Raw genomic sequence first — 17,737 nt, forward strand, 5'->3', positions numbered from 1 at the left:
CTCCCTACAAAACATGGCCCATGCCTAGGGTGGAAAACCGCGCAGCGTTTTCCACCGTGAAGCCACGGTTATTCCAGCAACCGCTTCAGCTCGGCGCTAAGCGGCATGGGTTTAAACGCACTGACCCGTGCCCGCCCGCTGTTGCCGACCGGCACCCAGATCCGCGAGAACAGCAGCGCGGCGACGATGCGCGGCACTTGCCCCACCACCTCGCGCCAGTCGCGCGCCTGCCAGCCGGCACGCAGCATCAGCCAGTGCGCGCGGGCATGGGCCAGCGGCAGGCGCTGACCGAGGATATGCGCCCGCTCCAGGCTGAGTAGCGCGGCCTGCGCCTCGCCCGCGCGCAGGGCTTGGCCGGCCTCGGCGAAGGCAGCCGCCAGGGCGGCGCGGGCGGCGCTACGCATGGCTGGAACCCCGCTCCTCGCTGATCTCCTCGCGGGCATGGCGCAGCACCTGGATCGCCGCGCTGATCGCCAGCGCCGCCATGATCGCCGCCACCAGCAGGTCCGGCCAGGCGCTACCGGTACCGAAAACCCCCAGCGCCGCAAGTAGCACGGCCAGGTTGCCCAGGGCATCGTTGCGCGTGCACAGCCAGACGCTGCGCATGTTGCTGTCGCCCTCGCGGTAGGCATACAGCAGCGCCGCCACCCCGACGTTGGCCGACAGCGCCAGCAGCCCGACCGCGCCCATGGTCGGCGCGCTCGGCACGCCGCCCTGCAGCTGCTGCCAGATCGTCGTGCCGAGCACGCCGACGCCGAACAGCAGCATGCACAGCGCCTTGAACTGCGACGCCCGGGCACGCAGCACCACGCCCAGGCCGAGTACCCACAGGCTGATGGCGTAGTTGCCGGCATCGCCGAGGAAGTCCAGCGAGTCGGCCAGCAGCGACACCGAGCCGGCGCGCAGCCCGGCGCCGATCTCCACGGCGAACATGGCGAAGTTGACCGCCAGCGCCACCCACAGGATCTTGCGGTAGCGCCGCGAACGACTGATGTCCCGGTCATGATTGCAGCAATGAGCACCCATTTGGCATCTCCTTGGTTCAGGTGCAGACTAGGCTAAAGCCTGTAGTCGCTACGGAGTCAAGCATGGACAAGCCTCTTACCATCGGCGCCCTCAGCCGCGCGAGCGGCGTCAACCTGGAGACCATCCGCTTCTACGAGCGCTCCGGCCTGCTGCCCGAACCGCAACGCAGCAGCGCCGGCTACCGCCACTATCAGGCGATGGACGTGCGCCGCCTGCGCTTCATCCGCCGCGGCCGCGAACTGGGTTTCAGCCTGGAGGAAATCCGCAGCCTGCTGGACCTGGCCGCCCGTCCCGACAGCCCCTGTGCCAGCGCCGACCAGATGGTGCGCGAACACCTGGACACCATCGCGGCGCGCATCCGCGACCTGCAGAACATGCAGGCCGAGCTGAACAAGATCGCCGGCTGCCAGAGCGGCCACGCCGAACACTGCCGCCTGCTGGAGGCCCTGGACAGCCGCGACTGCTGCGCCTGACTGGCCGGCACGACAAATCCACAGGGTGCGCCATGCGCACCAGGGCCGGCACGGCGAACATGGTGCGCACGGCACACCCTACGCCCCCTCATGCCAGCCTTGCCTGGCGAGGTTGCGTCGCCCCGCCGAGGTATCGTTGGGCGTACCCAGCGTTCGATCGGCGAACACTGCGTTCGCCATTGGCAACGGCGGCAGCCGCCAGCCGTGCTAGGCTGGCGAACCTCGTTAGCCGCCTAAGCATCCACCCGTCATGTCCGACCTCCTCCTGCGCCAGCACAAGCCGTTCATGGCCTTCTGGCTGGCCCGCGTCTTCACCGCCAGTGGCTTCCAGATGCTCACCGTGGCCATCGGCTGGCACCTCTACCAGCTCACCGGCAGCGTGCTCGACCTGGGCCTGGTCGGCCTCGCCGAATTCCTCCCGCGCCTGCTGTTCATGCTGCATGCCGGGCATGTCGCCGACCGCTTCGAGCGGCGCAAGATCGCCGCCGCCTGCCAGGGCCTGCAGGCCCTGGTGGCGCTGGCGCTGCTGCTGGGCAGCAGTACCGACAGCGTCAGCCGCGAGCTGATCTTCGTCCTGGCCTTCCTCCTCGGCCTGGCCCGCACCTTCGAGATGCCGGCGACCCAGGCGCTGCTGCCCAACGTGGTGCCGGCCGAGCTGTTCCCCCGTGCCGTGGCCGCCTCGGCCTCGGCCATGCAGGCGGCGACCATCGTCGCCCCGGCCCTCGGCGGCCTGCTGTATGCCTTCGGCGCCAACTGGGTGTACGGCCCCGGCGTGCTGCTCTACGTCATGGCCTGCGCCCTGATGCTCGGCTTGAGTGCCAGCGGCCAGGTGCTGCGCAAGGAGCCCGCCACCCTGGAGTCGCTGCTGGCCGGCATCCGCTTTATCCGCAGCAAGCCGGACGTGCTCGGCTCGATCTCCCTCGACCTGTTCGCCGTGCTGCTCGGCGGCGCCACCGCGCTGCTGCCGGTGTTCGCCAAGGACATCCTGCTCACCGGGCCCTGGGGCCTCGGCCTGCTGCGCTCGGCGCCGGCGGTGGGTGCGCTGCTGATGTCGCTGTGGCTGGCGCACTTCCCGATCGAACGGCGTACCGGGCCGATCATGTTCGGCTCGGTGGCGATCTTCGGCGTAGCCACCATCGCCTTCGGCCTGTCCACCTCGTTCTGGTTCAGCCTGGCGGTACTGGTGCTGCTGGGCGCGGCGGACATGATCAGCATGGTCATCCGCGGCACCCTGGTGCAGCTGGAAACCCCGGACGCCATGCGCGGCCGGGTCAGCGCGGTGAACGGCCTGTTCATCGGCGCCTCCAACCAGCTCGGCGAGTTCGAGTCCGGGGTCACCGCGGCCTGGTTCGGCACGGTGCCGGCGGTGGTCATCGGCGGCGCCGGCACCCTGCTGATCTGCGGCACCTGGATCAAGCTGTTCCCGACCCTGGCGCGGCGCGACCGCCTGCACAAGAGCCTCTAGCAGGACGCGCCGTGCGCACCAAGGCCTGCACATGGCTTGCAGTGCGCACCGCGCCCCCTAGGCGCGGCCCTCAAGGCGCTCAGGGCACCAGCATCGCCTCGGCCACCGCCTTGCGCTTGGCCTTGCCCGCCAGTTGCTCGACCAGGGTCAGGGCGAATTCCAGCGCGGTGGCCGGGCCCTGGCTGGTGATGCAGTTGCCGTCGACCACCACCGGCTGATCGACGAAGGTGCAGCCCGACAGGCGATCGCTGAACGCCGGGTAGCAGGTCATGCGGCGCTGCTTGAGCACCCCGTAGCCCTGCAGGGCCAGGGCCGGGGCGGCGCAGATGGCGGCGAACAGCTTGCCGGCCTTGGCCTGCTCCTGGAGCTTCTGCGCCAGCGGGCCGTGGTCGGCCAGGTGCTGGGCGCCAGGCATGCCGCCGGGCAGGGCGATCAGGTCGAAGTCCTGGGCCAGCACGTCGATCAGCATGGCGTCGGCGGTCATCCGCGAGCCACGGGCGCAGGTGAACATGCGCCGGTTCTCGATGCAGGCCACCAGCACTTCGATCTCGGCGCGGCGCAGCACGTCGATCAGGGTCACGGTTTCAATGTCTTCCACGCCGTCGGCGACGGCGATCAGGGCACGCAGGGTCATGGCGGTTCTCCTTGGCGGACGGCGACCAATGCTGTCCGTCCGGTCATAAATTCACCGTTCGCAGGTGAGCTGGTATGATGCGCCGCTTTTCCGGATCTGGCTCGAATCTGCCGGCGTTTTCCTTCACGCCGGCGGCCTTTGTGCTTTGCTTTCGCGCAGTCCGCACCTTACTTACGCACCGGTCTCATGGGAGCCAACATGCTGGAAAAGCTGTTCCAACTCAAGGCGCACGGCACCAACGTGCGCACCGAGATCCTGGCGGGATTGACCACCTTCCTGACCATGGCCTACATCCTCTTCGTCAACCCGGCGATTCTCGGCGAAACCGGCATGGACAAGGGCGCGATCTTCGTCGCCACCTGCCTGGCCGCGGCCATCGGCTCGGCGCTGATGGGCCTGATCGCCAACTACCCGATCGCCCTCGCCCCGGGCATGGGCCTCAACGCCTTCTTCACCTATACCGTGGTCCTGCACATGGGCCACAGCTGGCAGGTGGCACTGGGCGCGGTGTTCATCTCCGCCACGCTATTCTTCCTGCTGTCGATCTTCCGCATCCGCGAGTGGATAGTGAACAGCATCCCGTTGCCGCTGCGCTCGGCCATCGCCGCCGGCATCGGCCTGTTCCTCGCGCTGATCGCGCTGAAGGAAGCCGGCCTGGTGATCGCCAACCCGGCCACCCTGGTCGGCCTCGGTGACCTGCACGCGCCCGGCCCGCTGCTGGCGATCCTCGGTTTCTTCCTGATCGTTGCCCTGGAAGCCCGTCGCGTCACCGGCGCGGTGATGATCGGCATTCTCGCGGTCACCGCCATCGCCATCGCCCTGGGCGTCACCCCGTTCGGCGGCGTGCTGTCGATGCCGCCGTCGCTGGCACCGACCTTCCTCCAGCTGGACATCATGGGCGCGCTGGACGTGGGCATGATCAGCGTGATCTTCGCCTTCCTGTTCGTCGACCTGTTCGACAACACCGGCACCCTGATCGGCGTGGCCAAGCGCGCCGGGCTGATGAGCAAGGACGGCCACCTGCCGAAGATGGGCCGCGCCCTGATCGCCGACAGCGCCGCCGCCATGGGCGGCTCGCTGCTGGGCACCAGCACCACCACCAGCTACATTGAATCGGCCTCGGGCGTGGCCGCCGGCGGGCGTACCGGCCTGACCGCCTGCGTGGTCGCCGTGCTGTTCCTGCTGGCGCTGTTCTTCGCCCCGCTGGCCGGCACCGTACCAGCGTTCGCCACCGCGCCGGCGCTGCTGTTCGTCGCCGTGCTGATGACCTCGGGCCTGGCCGAGATCGACTGGGACGACATCACCGTCGCCGCCCCCGTGGTGATCACCGCCCTGGCCATGCCGCTGACCTTCTCCATCGCCAACGGCATCGCCTTCGGCTTCATCAGCTGGGTGCTGATCAAGGCCCTGGCCGGGCGCTTCAAGGAGCTCAACCCGGCGCTGGTGATCCTCGCCGCGATCTTCGTCATCAAATTCGGATTGACCGCCAGCGCATGAGCCAGAACCGAGACCAGGCGGCCTACGCCGCCCAGCTGAACGACAAGGTCGCCTGCCTGCGCGAGCTGCTGGCGCCCTTCGCCGCGCCCGAGCCGCAGGTGTTTGCCTCGCCGGGCGAGCACTACCGCCTGCGCGCCGAGTTCCGCCTGTGGCGCGAACAGGAGGAGCGCCACTACGCGATGTTCGCCGCCGGCGACAAGCACACGCCGATCCTGATCGACGACTTCCCCATCGCCAGCCTGCGCATCAACCAGCTGATGCCGCAACTGAAGGCGGCCTGGCAGGCCAGCCGGGTGCTGTCGTTCAAGCTGTTCCAGGTCGAGTTCCTCACCACCCTGGCCGGCGATGCACTGATCACCCTGTGCTACCACCGCCCGCTGGACGCCGCCTGGCAGGCCGAGGCCGAGCAGCTGGCGGCCAGCCTGGGCGTCAGCCTGGTCGGCCGTTCGCGCGGCCAGCGCCTGGTGATCGGCCGCGACTATGTGCAGGAAGAACTGCAGGTGGCCGGGCGCAGCTTCCGCTACCGCCAGCCGGAGGGCGCCTTCACCCAGCCCAACGGCCTGGTCTGCCAGCAGATGCTGCAGTGGGCCTTTGATGCCCTCGGCGAGCGCCAGGATGACCTGCTGGAGCTGTACTGCGGCAACGGCAACTTCACCCTGCCGCTGTCCACCCGGGTCAGAAAGGTGCTGGCCACCGAGATCAGCAAGAGCTCGGTAAATGCCGCCCTGGCCAACCTGGCCGACAATGGCATCGACAACATCGAGCTGGTGCGCCTGAGTGCCGAGGAGCTGACCCAGGCCCTCAACGAGGTGCGGCCGTTCCGCCGCCTGGCCGGCATCGACCTGAAGTCCTACGACTTCGGCGCCGTGTTCGTCGACCCGCCGCGCGCCGGCATGGACCCGGACACCTGCGAGCTGACCCGGCGCTTCGACAACATCCTGTACATCTCCTGCAACCCGCAGACCCTGGCCGCCAACATCGCCCAGCTCGACGACACCCATCGCATCGAGCGCTGCGCCCTGTTCGACCAGTTCCCCTGGACCCACCACATGGAAGCGGGCGTGCTGCTGGTCAGGCGCTGATCGCACCCACAAAAAAGCCCCGGCATGCCGGGGCTTTTTCGTTTCAGGCCGGCACTCAGTCGGCCGGTGCGGCGGCCAGCTGCGTCTGCTCGTACCAGCCGCCGCCCAGGGCCTTGTACAGCTCGACCTCGCTGGCCAGCTGGGCCAGGCGGTCGCCGATCAGTTGCTGACGCACGCTGAACAGCTGGCGCTGGGCGTCGAGCAGGGTCAGGTAGCTGTCCACCCCGGTGCGGTAGCGCCGTTCGGCCAGGCGGTAGTACTCCTCGTTGGTCTTCACCAGGGCGCGCTGGGCGTCCAGCTGCTGCTGGTAGGTGGCGCGCGCGGCGAGGCCGTCGGCCACCTCCTGGAAGGCGACCTGGATGGCCTTCTCGTAGCTGGCCACCTGGATGTCCTGCTGCAGCTCGGCGTAGTCCAGGCTGGCCTTGAGCCTGCCGGCGTTGAAGAGCGGCAGGCTGATGCTGGGCTGGAACAGCCAGCTGCCGGAGCCGGCGTCGAACAGGCCGGCGAGGTCCGGGCTGAGGCTGCCGGCGTTGGCAGTCAGGCTGACGCTGGGGAAGAACGCCGCGCGCGCCGCACCGATGTTGGCGTTGGCGGCCTTGAGCTGGTACTCGGCCTGGCGCAGGTCCGGACGGCGCTGCAGCAGGTCGGACGGCAGCCCGGCCGGCACCTCCAGCAGCAGGTCGTCGGCCAGCGCCCGACCCGCCGGCAGGCCGCCGGCCTTGCCGCTGCCGAGCAGCACCACCAGGGCGTTGCGGTCCTGGGCCACCTGGCGGCTGTACTGCGCCAGGCTGACCTGGGCGCTCTCCACCGCGCTGCGCGCCTGGGCCAGGGCCAGCGCGTCGGCCACGCCGACATCGAAGCTGCGCCGGGTCAGGGCGAAACTCTGCTGGTAGGTCTTGAGGGTGTCCTGGGTCAGCTGCAGCAGTTCCTGGTCGGCCTGCAGGGTCAGCCAGGCGTTGGCCACGCTGGCCACCAGGGCGATCTGCGTGGCGCGGCGCGCCTCCTCGCTGGCGAAGTACTGCTGCAGCGCCTGCTCGTCGAGGCTGCGCAGGCGGCCGAACAGGTCCAGCTCCCAGGCACTGGCACCCAGGGTCGCGCTGTACTGGCTGTTGATGCCCGCCTCGCCGCTGTCGGACAGGCTGCCCGGCAGGCGCTGGCGGCTGGCGCCGCCATCGGCCGAGATGCTGGGGAACAGCGCGCTGCGCTGGATCTGCCGCTGCGCGGCATAGGCCTCGACGTTCAGCGCGGCCACCCGCAGGTCGCGGTTGTTGGCCAGGGCGGTGTCGATCAGGCCCTGCAGCGCCGGGTCCCTGAAGAACGCGCGCCAGCCCAGGTCGGCGGCGACGCTCGCGCTCTGCGCGGTGCCGGCCTCACTCGGCCAGGCGCTGTCCACCGGGGACGCGGGGCGCTGGTAGTCGGGGATCAGCGAGCAGCCACTGAGCAGGCTCGCGGCGATGGCCAGGGAAATCAGGGAACGCCTCACTGGACGGCCTCCTCTCTGATGACATCTTTGCTGCGCTTGTCCTTGAACAGGGAGCAGACCAGCACGTAGAACAGCGGCACCCAGAAGATCGCCAGCACGGTGGCGGTGAACATGCCGCCGATCACCCCGGTGCCGATCGCATGCTGGCTGCCGGAGCCGGCGCCGTTGGAGATGGCCAGGGGCACCACGCCGAGGATGAACGCCAGCGAGGTCATGATGATCGGCCGCAGGCGCATGCGGCAGGCTTCCAGCGCCGCGTCGAACAGGCTCTTGCCCTGCTCGTGCAGCTCCTTGGCGAACTCGACGATGAGGATCGCGTTCTTCGCCGACAGGCCGATGGTGGTGAGCAGGCCGACCTGGAAGAACACGTCGTTGGACAGCCCGCGCAGGCTGGTGAACAGCAGCGCGCCGATCACCCCGAGCGGTACCACCAGCATCACCGAGAACGGGATCGACCAGCTCTCGTACAGCGCCGCCAGGCAGAGGAACACCACCAGCAGCGACAGGGCGTACAGCGCCGGGGCCTGGGCGCCGGACAGGCGTTCCTCGTAGGACAGCCCGGTCCAGGAGTAGCCGACGCCGGCCGGCAGTTGCCGGGCGATTGCCTCGACCGCGGCCATGGCCTCGCCGGAGCTGTGGCCAGGGGCCGGCTCGCCGAGGATCTCCACCGCCGACACGCCGTTGTAGCGCGACAGCTTGGGCGGGCCGTAGGTCCACTCGCCGCTGGCGAAGGCGCTGAACGGCACCATCTGCCCGGCATCGTTGCGCACGTACCACTTGTTCAGGTCTTCGGGCCCCATGCGCGCCTCCGACTCGCCCTGCAGGTAGACCTTCTTCACCCGCCCGCGGTCGATGAAGTCGTTGACGTAGCTGGCGCCCCAGGCGATCGACAGGGTGGCGTTGATCTCCGCCAGGGCCAGGCCGTGGGCACGGGCCTTCTCGTCGTCGATCAGCAGCTGGTATTGCGGCTCGTCGCGCAGGCCGTTGGCGCGCACGCGGTTGAGCACCGGGTTCTGCTTGGCCAGCTGGAGGAACTGGTCGCGGGCGGCGTTGAGCGCCTCGTGGCCGACCCCGGCACGGTCCTGCAGGAACAGGTTGAAGCCGGTGGCGTTGCCCAGCTCCATCACCGCCGGCGGGGCGAAGGCGAACACCATGGCGTCGCGCAGGCCGAAGAAGTGCTGCTGCGCGCGCTGCGCCAGCTCGGCCACGCTCTGCCCGGCGGCGGTGCGCTCACCCCAGGGTTTGAGCATGATGAAGGCCATGCCCGAGCTCTGCCCGCGGCCGGCGAAGTTGAAGCCGGTGACGGTGAACACCGACTTCACCGTGTCCTTCTCGTCGTCCAGCAGGTATTCGCGCATCTGGTCGACCACCGCCTGGGTGCGCTCGGCGCTGGCGCCGGCCGGCGTCTGCACCTGGGCGAACAGCACGCCCTGGTCTTCCTCGGGGAGGAAGGCGGTGGGGATGCGGGTGAACATCCAGGCCATCACGCCGAGGATCACCACGTACAGCAGCAGGTACGGCGCCTTGCGCGTGAGAATGGCGCGCACGCCGCGCTCGTAGCCCTGCACGCCGCGCTCGAAGCTGCGGTTGAACCAGCCGAAGAAGCCGCGCTTCTGCGCGTGGCCGGGGGCGACGGGCTTGAGCAGGGTGGCGCACAGTGCCGGGGTGAAGATCAGCGCCACCAGCACCGACAGGGCCATGGCCGAGACGATGGTGATGGAGAACTGGCGGTAGATCACCCCGGTGGAGCCGCCGAAGAAGGCCATCGGCAGGAACACCGCCGACAGCACCAGGGCGATGCCGACCAGCGCGCCCTGGATCTGCCCCATCGACTTGCGCGTGGCCTCCAGCGGCGACAGGCCTTCCTCGGCCATTACCCGCTCGACGTTCTCCACCACCACGATGGCGTCGTCCACCAGCAGGCCGATGGCCAGGACCATGGCGAACATGGTCAGGGTGTTGATGGTGAAGCCGAACATCGCCAGTACGCCGAAGGTGCCGAGCAGCACCACCGGCACCGCCAGGGTGGGGATCAGGGTGGCGCGCAGGTTCTGCAGGAACAGGAACATCACCAGGAACACCAGGACGATGGCCTCGGCCAGGGTGTGGATCACCCCCTCGATGGAGGCCGAGACCACCGGCGTGGTGTCGTAGGGGAACACCACCTTCATCCCGGCCGGGAAGAACGGCTCCAGTTCCTTGATGGTGTCGCGCACCGCCTGCGCGGTGTCCAGGGCGTTGGCGCCGGTGGCCAGCTTGATCGCCATGCCGGAGGCCGGCATGCCGTTGTACTGGGCGCTGATGCTGTAGTTCTCGCCGCCCAGCTCGACCTTGGCCACGTCGCGCAGGCGCACCTGCGAGCCGTCGCGGTTGACCTTGAGCAGGATGGCGCCGAACTGCTCGGCCGTCTGCAGGCGGGTCTTGCCGATGATGGTGGCGTTCAGCTGGTTGCCGGGCGAGGCCGGCAGGCCGCCGAACTGGCCGGAGGACACCTGCACGTTCTGCGCGACGATGGCGCTCTTCACATCCACCGGGGTCAGCTGGAAGTTGTTCAGCTTGGCCGGATCGAGCCAGATGCGCATGGCGTACTGCGCACCGAACACCTGGAAGTCACCCACGCCCTTGGCCCGCGAGATCGGGTCCTGGATGTTGGAGACGATGTAGTTGGCCAGGTCGTTCTTGTCCATGCTGCCGTCTTCGGAGACGACGCCGAGCACCAGCAGGAAGTTCTTCACCGCCTTGGTCACGCGGATGCCCTGCTGCTGGACCTCCTGCGGCAGCAGCGGGGTGGCCAGCTGCAGCTTGTTCTGCACCTGCACCTGGGCGATGTCGGGGTTGGTGCCCTGCTCGAAGGTGGCGGTGATGCTCATGCTGCCGTCGGCGTTGCTCTCCGAGCTGATGTAGCGCAGGCCGTCGATGCCGTTGAGCTGCTGCTCGATCACCTGCACCACGGTGTCCTGCACCGTCTGTGCCGAGGCGCCAGGGTAGCTGACCTGGATGCCGACGGCGGGCGCGGCGATGCTCGGGTACTGGTTGATCGGCAACTTGAGGATGGCCAGGCCACCGGCCAGCATGATCACCAGGGCGATCACCCAGGCGAAGATCGGCCTGTCGATGAAGAATCGGGACATCTACTGCTCTCCTCAGTGGCGCTTGGCCAGGCCGCTCTGCTCGGTCGGCTCGCCGGCCACGTTGCCTGCCGGCGCGACCTTGACCGGGTCGCCCGGGCGCACGTACTGCAGGCCCTCGGTGATCAGCCGGTCGCCGGCCTGCAGGCCGGCACTGACCAGCCAGCGATCACCGCTGGTGCGCTCGGCCTGCAGCTGGCGCAGCTCGACCTTGTCGCCGGCGCCGACCACCAGCGCGGTGGCCTGGCCCTTGAGGTCGCGGGTCACGCCCTGCTGCGGGGCGAGGATGGCCTGCTGCTTGACCGCCGAATTGAGGCGGGCATGCACGAACATGCCCGGCAGCAGGTCGTGCGCGGGGTTGGGGAACACCGCGCGCAGGGTCACCGAACCGGTGCCCTCGTCCACCGACACCTCGGAGAATTCCAGGATGCCGCTGTGCGGGTAGGTGCTGCCGTCTTCCAGGGTCAGCGACACCTTGGCGGCCTTGCCGGCCTGTTCCAGCTGGCCGGCGGCCAGCTCGCGGCGCAGGCGCAGCAGTTCGGCGCTGGACTGGGTGACGTCGACGTAGATCGGGTCGAGCTGCTGGATGGTGGCCATGGCCGTGCTCTGGCCGTTGCTGACCAGCGCCCCCTCGGTCACCGCCGAGCGCCCGACGCGGCCGCCGATGGGCGCCAGCACGCGGGTGTAGCGCAGGTCGATGCGCGCCTTCTCCAGCACCGCCTCGGCCTGCAGGCGGGCGGCTTCGGCCTCGTCATAGGCCTGCTGGCTGACCGCCTTGTCCACCACCAGCTCCTTGTAGCGCGCGGCCAGCGAGCGGGCCGAGACCACGCTGGCCTCGGCGCTCTTCAGGCTGGCGGCATAGCTGGCGGCGTCGATCTGGTACAGCTGCTGGCCGGCCTTGACCTCGGAGCCCTCGGTGAACAGGCGCTTCTGGATGATGCCGTCGACCTGCGGGCGCACCTCGGCGATGCGGAAGGCGGCGGTACGCCCCGGCAGTTCGGTGGTCAGGGTATAGGGCTGGGCGGCGAGCGTGACCACGCCGACCTGCGGCACCTGGGCGGCTGGCGGCGGTGGCGCCTCGCCACAACCGGAGAGGGCCAGTATGGCCAGCGCGAGCGCGGAAACCGCAGCGGCGGAGGCTGGTTGCTTCAGCATCTGAATCGACCTCATGTCTGAATGACCCGGGGCAGAGCGGGCGGGCAAGTGTTTAGCTAGCTAACGAATATACTTACATACTAGAATGTTTGTAAACGTGCAAAACTGACTCCGTCGCCAACTTTTCCCAACCTTTACACAAAACCGACCATGGCCAGACGCACCAAAGAGGAAGCCGAAGAAACCCGCCAGTCGATCCTCGACGCGGCCGAACGGCTGTTCCACGACCGCGGCGTTTCCCGCACCTCGCTGGCCGACATCGCCAGCGCTGCCGGGGTGACCCGTGGCGCCATCTACTGGCATTTCGAGAACAAGGTCGACCTGTTCCAGGCCATGCTCGAGCGCCTGCACCTGCCGCTGGAGGAGCTGGCCCAGGCCAGCGAGAGTGAGGACGAGCCCAACCCGCTGGGGCAGACCCGCGAGCTGCTGACCCGCCTGCTGCGCAACCTCGAGCTGGACGCGCAGACCCGGCGCATCCAGGAGATCCTGCAGCACAAGTGCGAGTACACCGATGATCTGGGCGACCTGCGGCAGAAGATGCAGGCGCTGCACCTGGAGTGCGACGAGCGTATCGAGAAGTCGCTGCGCAACGCGGTCAGCAAGGGCCAGCTACCGACCGACCTCGACTGTCGCCGCGCCACCCTCTGTCTGCACGGCTATATCCATGGTCTGCAGGCCAACTGGCTGCTGGCGCCAGGCGGCGACTCGCTGGCGGCGCAGGCCGAGCCGCTGGTCGACGCCCTGCTCGACATGCTGCGCTGCAGCCACGCCCTACGCCGCCGCTGAGCGGCGCAACAGCCAGAACGCCAACCCGGCCGAGACCACCTCGAACAGCATGGCGTAGAGGTTGAAGGTCTGCTGCGCGCCGCCATCCAGCCACAGGCCGGCCATGCGCGTCAGCGCCAGGGAGGCGTAGAGCAGCACCAGCAGGCTCAGCGCCGGACGCAGCAGGTCGCGGCGGGCCAGCGCCAGCAGCAGGTAGGCCGCCAGGCCCAGCTGAAGGCCGCCGTAATAGGCACGCACATCGGTGATCGCCGCCGGCGCCATCAGCAGCATGCCACTGAGGTTGGCCAGCTCGTGCGGCCTGACCAGGTAGGCCAGGCCGAAGCCGGCGAGGATCAGGGCCTGCACGGCCAGGAAGATACGGGCGGACAGCATGGTCGAACTCCCTCGCAACAGGCTCTCGGATGAGTGACTGCGAGCATAGGCGCTGCACTCGCAGACTGAAACAGTCTCGCGCTGGGACTATGCCCGGCGCGGCGTTATCCTGCCGCAATCACCTTCCGGAGATTCCGCCATGCGCCGCCTGCTGCTCGCCACCACCCTGTTCGTCGCCGCCACCAGCCAGGCCGCGGAAACCATCAGCATGGATGTCCACCGCGACGCCAACTGCGGCTGCTGCAAGGCCTGGATCAGCCATCTGCGCGACAACGGCATCCAGGTCAACGACCATGTCGAAAGCGACATGAGCGCGGTCAAGAGCCGCCTCGGCGTACCGCCGCGCCTGGCCTCGTGCCACACCGGGGTGATCGACGGCAAGTTCGTCGAGGGTCACGTGCCGGCCAGCGACATCCTCAAGCTGCGCCAGCGCCCCGACCTGCTCGGCGCCGCCGTGCCGGGCATGCCGCATGGCTCGCCCGGCATGGAAACCGGCGTGGTGCACGCCTACCAGGTGATCGGCCTGGGCAAGGACGGCCAGGAAAGCGTGCTGGCCGACTATCCGGCCGAGTGACCTCGGGCTGGCGCGCTCCCGCCGAGGCGACGACACTGACAGCCTCGACGGACTGAAGGAGTGGATCATGCGCTGGCAACGGGCACGACGCAGCGACAACGTGGTGGATGCCCGCGGCGGCGGTGGCGGCATGCGCTTCGGCGGCAAGGGCCTCGGCCTCGGCGGCATCGCCATCGTCGTGGTGGTCGGCCTGCTGATGGGCCAGGACCCGCTGACCATCCTCGGCAACGTGCTCAACCAGGCCGTGCAGCCGGGCGCCCCGCTGCCAGAGCAGCGTGCACCGGCGGCCAACGACCCGCAGAGCGAATTCGTCCGCGCCGTGCTGGGCGATACCGAAGACACCTGGCGCGCCCTGTTCCAGGCCGGCGGCAAGCAGTACCAGGACCCGAAACTCGTCCTCTTCAGCGGCGGCGTGCGCTCGGCCTGCGGCTTCGCCGATGCCGCGGTCGGGCCCTTCTACTGCCCCGGCGACCGGCAGGTGTATCTCGACCTGAGCTTCTTCCGCGAACTGGAAACCCGTTTCGCCGCCGCCGGCGACTTCGCCCAGGCCTATGTGATCGCCCACGAGGTCGGCCACCATGTGCAGACCCTGCTCGGCGTCTCGGCCAAGGTCAACGCGGCGCGCCAGCGCGGCGAGCGGGTGGAGGGCGACAACGGCCTGCTGGTGCGCCAGGAACTGCAGGCCGACTGCCTGGCCGGCGTCTGGGCCTACCATGCCCAGCGCCGCCTGGACTGGCTGGAAGCCGGCGACCTGGAGGAAGCGCTGAACGCCGCCAACGCCATCGGCGATGACCGCCTGCAGCAGCAGTCGCGCGGCAGCGTGATGCCCGACTCCTTCACCCACGGCACTTCGGCCCAGCGCGAGCGCTGGTTCAAGGCCGGCTTCGAACGCGGCGAAGTGGGCCGCTGCGACACCTTCAAGGTGGCGCGACTGTAAGCCTGTAGGGTGCGCCATGCGCACCAGGGCCGATGCGCTGCCGCTGGTGCGCACGGCGCCCCCTACGCAATCACCGCCATCGTGCCGGCCTGCTGCTGGTAGGCCTTGGGCGACAGGCCGAACCAGCCCTTGAACGCCTTGTAGAAGGCACTCGGCTCACTGAAGCCCAGCTCGCGGCTGAGTTGCTCGACCCGGCAACCCGGCTGCGCCAGGCGCTGCAGCGCCTGCTGGCGACGCACCTGGGCCAGCAGTTCGGAGAAGCAGCAGTCCTCCTCACGCAGGTGGCGGTGCAGGGTCTGCCGGCTGATCTGCAGACGCCCGGCCACCGCCGCCACCGAAAACTCGCCGCTGACCAGCCCCTGCTCGATCAGGCGCAGCACCTGCTGGCGCAAGCTGCTGTGCGTCGGCAGCTGTGCCTGCATGCTGCTCACCCGCTGTTGCAACAGGCCCTTGAGGTAGGCGTTGTCGCCGACCATGGGCAGTTGCAGGTCGGCTTCGGCCATCTCGATGTAGTCCTGCGCCTCGCCGAAACGTACCGCACAGCCGAACACCTGACGGTAGTTGGCCGGCCCGGCCAGGGCCGCATGGCGCAGCCCCACCGCCAGCGGCAGCAGGCGCACCCCGCTCATCTGCCGCGCCCAGCACAGGGCCGAGCTCAGGCTGTACTCGCAGATGGGCGGCAGGCCAGCCAATGGCGCGCTGAACAGGAACACGATGCGCACACGCCCGGCATGACGCTCCACCCGCAGGCTCTCGCATTCGCTCATCACCGGGCTATGCCGGCAGAACAGCTCCAGCGCCTCGCCCAGGGTGGCGCTCAGCGCCGCCAGGTTGGCCACCGGGCCGCGCGTCTGCAGGCCACGGCGCTGACCGAGCAGCAGGCCCAGATCGGCCGGCGCGCCACGCTGCTGGGCCAGTTGCCAGAGCCGTACCAGCCAGGCCACCGGGATACGCGTCTCCAGGTCCAGCGGCGGTTCGGGCGCCAGGCCCAACGCCAGCAGATCGTCCGGCCCGGCCAGCTGCAGGCTGCGCAAGGCCTGATAGAGGTCGAGCAACAATGACGCCGAAGCGCTGGGAGCCGTGGTCACCTGCAACATGGGGAAGTCCTTTCACCTGTCGGGAGAGGGTCGATTGTGCGATGCCCTTGAGACAAATTGCCAGTGCCCTGCTACCTCAGGCTATCAACAGGCATGCCGCCGCTGGGTAGATTGGCCGGACAACAACATCGAGTGCCTAGCACCGCCTGGAGTCCTGCACCATGAGTCATGCCGACCTGATCACCCTGCCCCGCCTGCTGTCCCGTCTGCCCCGCCTGCTCGTCGACCTGCCGGGCATCGTCAAGGGCCTGCACATCGGCAACCGCAGTCGTGGCGCCTATCCCGTCAGCCTGGCCAGCTGCATCGAGACGGCGGCGCGCGACAACCCCGGCGGCGCGGCACTGATCCAGGACGACGAGCAGCTCAGCTACGCCGAGCTCGATCGCTGGGCCAACCAGCTGGCGCACTACCTGCGAGCCCATGGCCTGCGCCAGGGTGATAGCGTGGCGCTGATGTTCGAGAACCGCTTCGAGCTGCTCGCCGGGGTCATCGCCTGCGCCAAGCTCGGGGCGGTCAGCGCGCTGATCAACAGCAGCCAGCGCGGCCGTGTACTGGCGCACAGCATCCGCCTGGCGCAGGCACGCATGGTGCTGGTCGGCGAGGAACTGTTCGCCGCCTTCGGCGAAGTCGCCGACGAGCTGGCGTTGCCCGCCGAGGCCTGCCACTACTTCGCCGACCGCCCGACCTGGCGCGACCCCGGCGAGGCGCCGGCGGGCTGGCGCAACCCGGCGGCCGAACTGCACGCCTACCCGGTAACCGCGCCGCTGCTGGAGCGTGCGGTGCGCGCCGACGACCCTTGCTTTTTCATCTACACCTCTGGCACCACCGGCCTGCCGAAAGCCGTGGTGTTCAACCACGGGCGCTTCATGAAGGGCTACGGCGCCTTCGGTTTCGCCGCCGTACGCCTGGGCCGCACGGACCGCATGTATGTGAGCCTGCCCTTCTACCACGGCACCGCCATGGTGGTGTGCTGGGGCTCGGTGCTGGCCGGCCAGGCGGCGCTGATCATGGTGCGCAAGTTCAGCGCCAGCCGCTTCTGGGACGACGTAGAACGCCACCAGGCGACCGCCTTCGGCTATGTCGGCGAGCTGTGCCGCTACCTGCTCGACCAGCCGCCGCGCCCAGCCGACGCCGACAACCCGATCCGGGTGATGGTCGGCAACGGCCTGCGCCCGAGCATCTGGCAGGCGTTCAAGCAGCGCTTCACGGTCGAGCGAGTGGTCGAGCTGTACGCCTCCAGCGAGGGCAACATCGGCTTCACCAACCTGCTCAATCTGGACAATACGGTGGGCTTCTCGCCCTACCCCTATGCCATCGTCCGCTACGACCAGGAGCGCGAGGCGCCGCTGCGCGAGAACGGCCATCTGCAGCGCGTGGCCAAGGGCGAGGCCGGCCTGCTGCTGGGCAAGATCACTGAGAAATCGCCGTTCCACGGCTATACCGATGCACGCGACACCGAGCGCTGCATCCTGCGCGACGTGTTCGAGCCCGGCGATGCCTGGTTCAACACCGGCGACCTGATGCGTGACATGGGTTTTCGCCATGCGCAGTTCGTCGACCGCCTGGGCGATACCTTTCGCTGGAAGGGCGAGAACGTCTCCACCACCCAGGTCGAGGCGGTACTCGACGGTGTTACGCAGATCAGCGAAACCGTGGTTTACGGCGTCGAGATAGCCAACACCAACGGCCGCGCCGGCATGGCCTGCATCCGCCTTGGCTGTGCGCCGGAGGATTTCGACTTCCGCGCCCTGCTCACGCACCTGCGCCAGGAACTGCCGGCCTATGCCGTGCCGCTGTTCCTGCGTCTGAGCACGCAGATGGAGACCACTGGCACCTTCAAGCACAAGAAGGCACCGCTGAAGGAGCAGGCCTATGACCTCGAACGCTGCCGCGACCCGCTGTATGCCTGGCTACCCGGCAGCGACCGCTACGTGCCGCTGACCTCCGAGCTGCAGGCGGCCATCGCCGCCGGTGCCTATCGCTATTGAAGAGTGCCTCATAGGGTGCGCCGTACGCACCACCGGCACC

At 68.8% G+C, this 17,737-nt stretch carries 16 protein-coding genes; 8 read left to right on the forward strand and 8 right to left on the reverse strand.

The genetic code is table 11. The features are described from left to right. Window positions 1-68 precede the first annotated feature (68 nt). Together F3I62_RS06980 and F3I62_RS06985 are read right to left on the reverse strand one after the other, a co-directional pair. The gene (locus F3I62_RS06980) at window positions 69-404 is read right to left on the reverse strand and encodes a DUF3703 domain-containing protein (protein WP_160488920.1); all 336 of its coding nucleotides are present in this window, start codon (window positions 402-404) and stop codon (window positions 69-71) included. Further along, window positions 397-1,026, reverse strand: coding sequence for a cation transporter (locus F3I62_RS06985; RefSeq protein WP_160488921.1), 630 nt, complete (start codon window positions 1,024-1,026; stop codon window positions 397-399). The genes F3I62_RS06980 and F3I62_RS06985 overlap by 8 nt, the downstream gene beginning before the upstream one ends. A gap of 62 nt (window positions 1,027-1,088) precedes the next feature. Here F3I62_RS06985 and F3I62_RS06990 point away from each other — a divergent pair, with 62 nt between their 5' ends. Together F3I62_RS06990 and F3I62_RS06995 are read left to right on the forward strand one after the other, a co-directional pair. Next, entirely contained in the window at window positions 1,089-1,499 is a 411-nt protein-coding gene (locus F3I62_RS06990) for a MerR family DNA-binding protein (protein ID WP_160488922.1), read from the forward strand. A gap of 250 nt (window positions 1,500-1,749) precedes the next feature. Then, a complete protein-coding gene (locus tag F3I62_RS06995; RefSeq protein WP_160488923.1) occupies window positions 1,750-2,964 on the forward strand; it encodes an MFS transporter in 1,215 nt (404 codons plus the stop codon). 79 nt (window positions 2,965-3,043) lie between these two features. On the opposite strand, the gene F3I62_RS07000 is transcribed toward F3I62_RS06995, so the two are convergent. Then, the gene (locus F3I62_RS07000; protein WP_160488924.1) at window positions 3,044-3,598 is read right to left on the reverse strand and encodes a DJ-1 family glyoxalase III; all 555 of its coding nucleotides are present in this window, start codon (window positions 3,596-3,598) and stop codon (window positions 3,044-3,046) included. Window positions 3,599-3,796: 198 nt separating this feature from the next. Here F3I62_RS07000 and F3I62_RS07005 point away from each other — a divergent pair, with 198 nt between their 5' ends. Both F3I62_RS07005 and trmA read left to right on the forward strand, forming a co-directional pair. Next, on the forward strand, window positions 3,797-5,095 hold the full coding sequence (locus F3I62_RS07005; protein ID WP_160488925.1) for an NCS2 family permease: 1,299 nt from the start codon (window positions 3,797-3,799) through the stop codon (window positions 5,093-5,095). After that, window positions 5,092-6,177 carry a tRNA (uridine(54)-C5)-methyltransferase TrmA gene (trmA, locus tag F3I62_RS07010; protein ID WP_160488926.1) on the forward strand — a complete coding sequence of 362 codons (1,086 nt, stop codon included), beginning with the start codon at window positions 5,092-5,094 and terminating at the stop codon, window positions 6,175-6,177. The genes F3I62_RS07005 and trmA overlap by 4 nt, the downstream gene beginning before the upstream one ends. 55 nt (window positions 6,178-6,232) lie before the next feature. On the opposite strand, the gene adeC is transcribed toward trmA, so the two are convergent. Genes adeC through F3I62_RS07025 form a run of 3 tightly spaced genes read right to left on the reverse strand, consistent with a single transcriptional unit; the run spans window position 6,233 to window position 11,943 of the window. Beyond that, window positions 6,233-7,660 (reverse strand): AdeC/AdeK/OprM family multidrug efflux complex outer membrane factor, encoded by a 1,428-nt coding sequence (gene adeC / locus F3I62_RS07015; RefSeq protein ID WP_160488927.1) that lies wholly within the window; start codon window positions 7,658-7,660, stop codon window positions 6,233-6,235. Continuing rightward, entirely contained in the window at window positions 7,657-10,791 is a 3,135-nt protein-coding gene (locus tag F3I62_RS07020) for an efflux RND transporter permease subunit (RefSeq protein ID WP_160488928.1), read from the reverse strand. Before F3I62_RS07020 ends, adeC begins: the two co-directional genes overlap by 4 nt. 12 nt (window positions 10,792-10,803) lie before the next feature. Next, on the reverse strand, window positions 10,804-11,943 hold the full coding sequence (locus tag F3I62_RS07025) for an efflux RND transporter periplasmic adaptor subunit (protein ID WP_160488929.1): 1,140 nt from the start codon (window positions 11,941-11,943) through the stop codon (window positions 10,804-10,806). A 150-nt stretch (window positions 11,944-12,093) separates the two neighbouring features. On the opposite strand from F3I62_RS07025, the gene F3I62_RS07030 reads away from it, so the two are divergent. Continuing rightward, complete coding sequence (locus F3I62_RS07030; protein ID WP_160488930.1) at window positions 12,094-12,729, forward strand: TetR family transcriptional regulator; 636 nt, start codon at window positions 12,094-12,096, stop codon at window positions 12,727-12,729. Here F3I62_RS07030 and F3I62_RS07035 read toward each other — a convergent pair. Next, entirely contained in the window at window positions 12,715-13,101 is a 387-nt protein-coding gene (locus F3I62_RS07035) for a DUF4345 family protein (protein WP_160488931.1), read from the reverse strand. The genes F3I62_RS07030 and F3I62_RS07035 overlap by 15 nt on opposite strands. 139 nt (window positions 13,102-13,240) lie before the next feature. Here F3I62_RS07035 and F3I62_RS07040 point away from each other — a divergent pair, with 139 nt between their 5' ends. Both F3I62_RS07040 and F3I62_RS07045 read left to right on the forward strand, forming a co-directional pair. After that, window positions 13,241-13,675, forward strand: a complete 435-nt coding sequence (locus F3I62_RS07040) for a DUF411 domain-containing protein (RefSeq protein WP_160488932.1) — start codon at window positions 13,241-13,243, stop codon at window positions 13,673-13,675. A gap of 67 nt (window positions 13,676-13,742) precedes the next feature. Beyond that, window positions 13,743-14,612: a neutral zinc metallopeptidase gene (locus F3I62_RS07045; protein ID WP_160488933.1), complete on the forward strand. Its 870-nt coding sequence runs from the start codon at window positions 13,743-13,745 to the stop codon at window positions 14,610-14,612. Window positions 14,613-14,674: 62 nt separating this feature from the next. On the opposite strand, the gene F3I62_RS07050 is transcribed toward F3I62_RS07045, so the two are convergent. After that, on the reverse strand, window positions 14,675-15,709 hold the full coding sequence (locus F3I62_RS07050; protein WP_160488934.1) for an AraC family transcriptional regulator: 1,035 nt from the start codon (window positions 15,707-15,709) through the stop codon (window positions 14,675-14,677). Between the two features lie 161 nt (window positions 15,710-15,870). Here F3I62_RS07050 and F3I62_RS07055 point away from each other — a divergent pair, with 161 nt between their 5' ends. Continuing rightward, window positions 15,871-17,697, forward strand: coding sequence for a long-chain-acyl-CoA synthetase (locus F3I62_RS07055; protein ID WP_160488935.1), 1,827 nt, complete (start codon window positions 15,871-15,873; stop codon window positions 17,695-17,697). Window positions 17,698-17,737 lie beyond the last annotated feature (40 nt).

The sequence above is a fragment of the Pseudomonas sp. R-28-1W-6 genome, assembly GCF_009799925.1.
In the GTDB taxonomy this organism is placed as follows: domain Bacteria; phylum Pseudomonadota; class Gammaproteobacteria; order Pseudomonadales; family Pseudomonadaceae; genus Aquipseudomonas.

Bases quoted from the DNA above. Each gene is read 5' to 3' on its own strand.
- F3I62_RS06980 (WP_160488920.1), bottom strand. From the start codon at position 404: ATGCGTAGCGCCGCCCGCGCCGCCCTGGCGGCTGCCTTCGCCGAGGCC.
- F3I62_RS06985 (WP_160488921.1), bottom strand. From the start codon at position 1,026: ATGGGTGCTCATTGCTGCAATCATGACCGGGACATCAGTCGTTCGCGG.
- F3I62_RS06990 (WP_160488922.1), top strand. From the start codon at position 1,089: ATGGACAAGCCTCTTACCATCGGCGCCCTCAGCCGCGCGAGCGGCGTC.
- F3I62_RS06995 (WP_160488923.1), top strand. From the start codon at position 1,750: ATGTCCGACCTCCTCCTGCGCCAGCACAAGCCGTTCATGGCCTTCTGG.
- F3I62_RS07000 (WP_160488924.1), bottom strand. From the start codon at position 3,598: ATGACCCTGCGTGCCCTGATCGCCGTCGCCGACGGCGTGGAAGACATT.
- F3I62_RS07005 (WP_160488925.1), top strand. From the start codon at position 3,797: ATGCTGGAAAAGCTGTTCCAACTCAAGGCGCACGGCACCAACGTGCGC.
- trmA (WP_160488926.1), top strand. From the start codon at position 5,092: ATGAGCCAGAACCGAGACCAGGCGGCCTACGCCGCCCAGCTGAACGAC.
- F3I62_RS07020 (WP_160488928.1), bottom strand. From the start codon at position 10,791: ATGTCCCGATTCTTCATCGACAGGCCGATCTTCGCCTGGGTGATCGCC.
- F3I62_RS07025 (WP_160488929.1), bottom strand. From the start codon at position 11,943: ATGCTGAAGCAACCAGCCTCCGCCGCTGCGGTTTCCGCGCTCGCGCTG.
- F3I62_RS07030 (WP_160488930.1), top strand. From the start codon at position 12,094: ATGGCCAGACGCACCAAAGAGGAAGCCGAAGAAACCCGCCAGTCGATC.
- F3I62_RS07035 (WP_160488931.1), bottom strand. From the start codon at position 13,101: ATGCTGTCCGCCCGTATCTTCCTGGCCGTGCAGGCCCTGATCCTCGCC.
- F3I62_RS07040 (WP_160488932.1), top strand. From the start codon at position 13,241: ATGCGCCGCCTGCTGCTCGCCACCACCCTGTTCGTCGCCGCCACCAGC.
- F3I62_RS07045 (WP_160488933.1), top strand. From the start codon at position 13,743: ATGCGCTGGCAACGGGCACGACGCAGCGACAACGTGGTGGATGCCCGC.
- F3I62_RS07050 (WP_160488934.1), bottom strand. From the start codon at position 15,709: ATGTTGCAGGTGACCACGGCTCCCAGCGCTTCGGCGTCATTGTTGCTC.
- F3I62_RS07055 (WP_160488935.1), top strand. From the start codon at position 15,871: ATGAGTCATGCCGACCTGATCACCCTGCCCCGCCTGCTGTCCCGTCTG.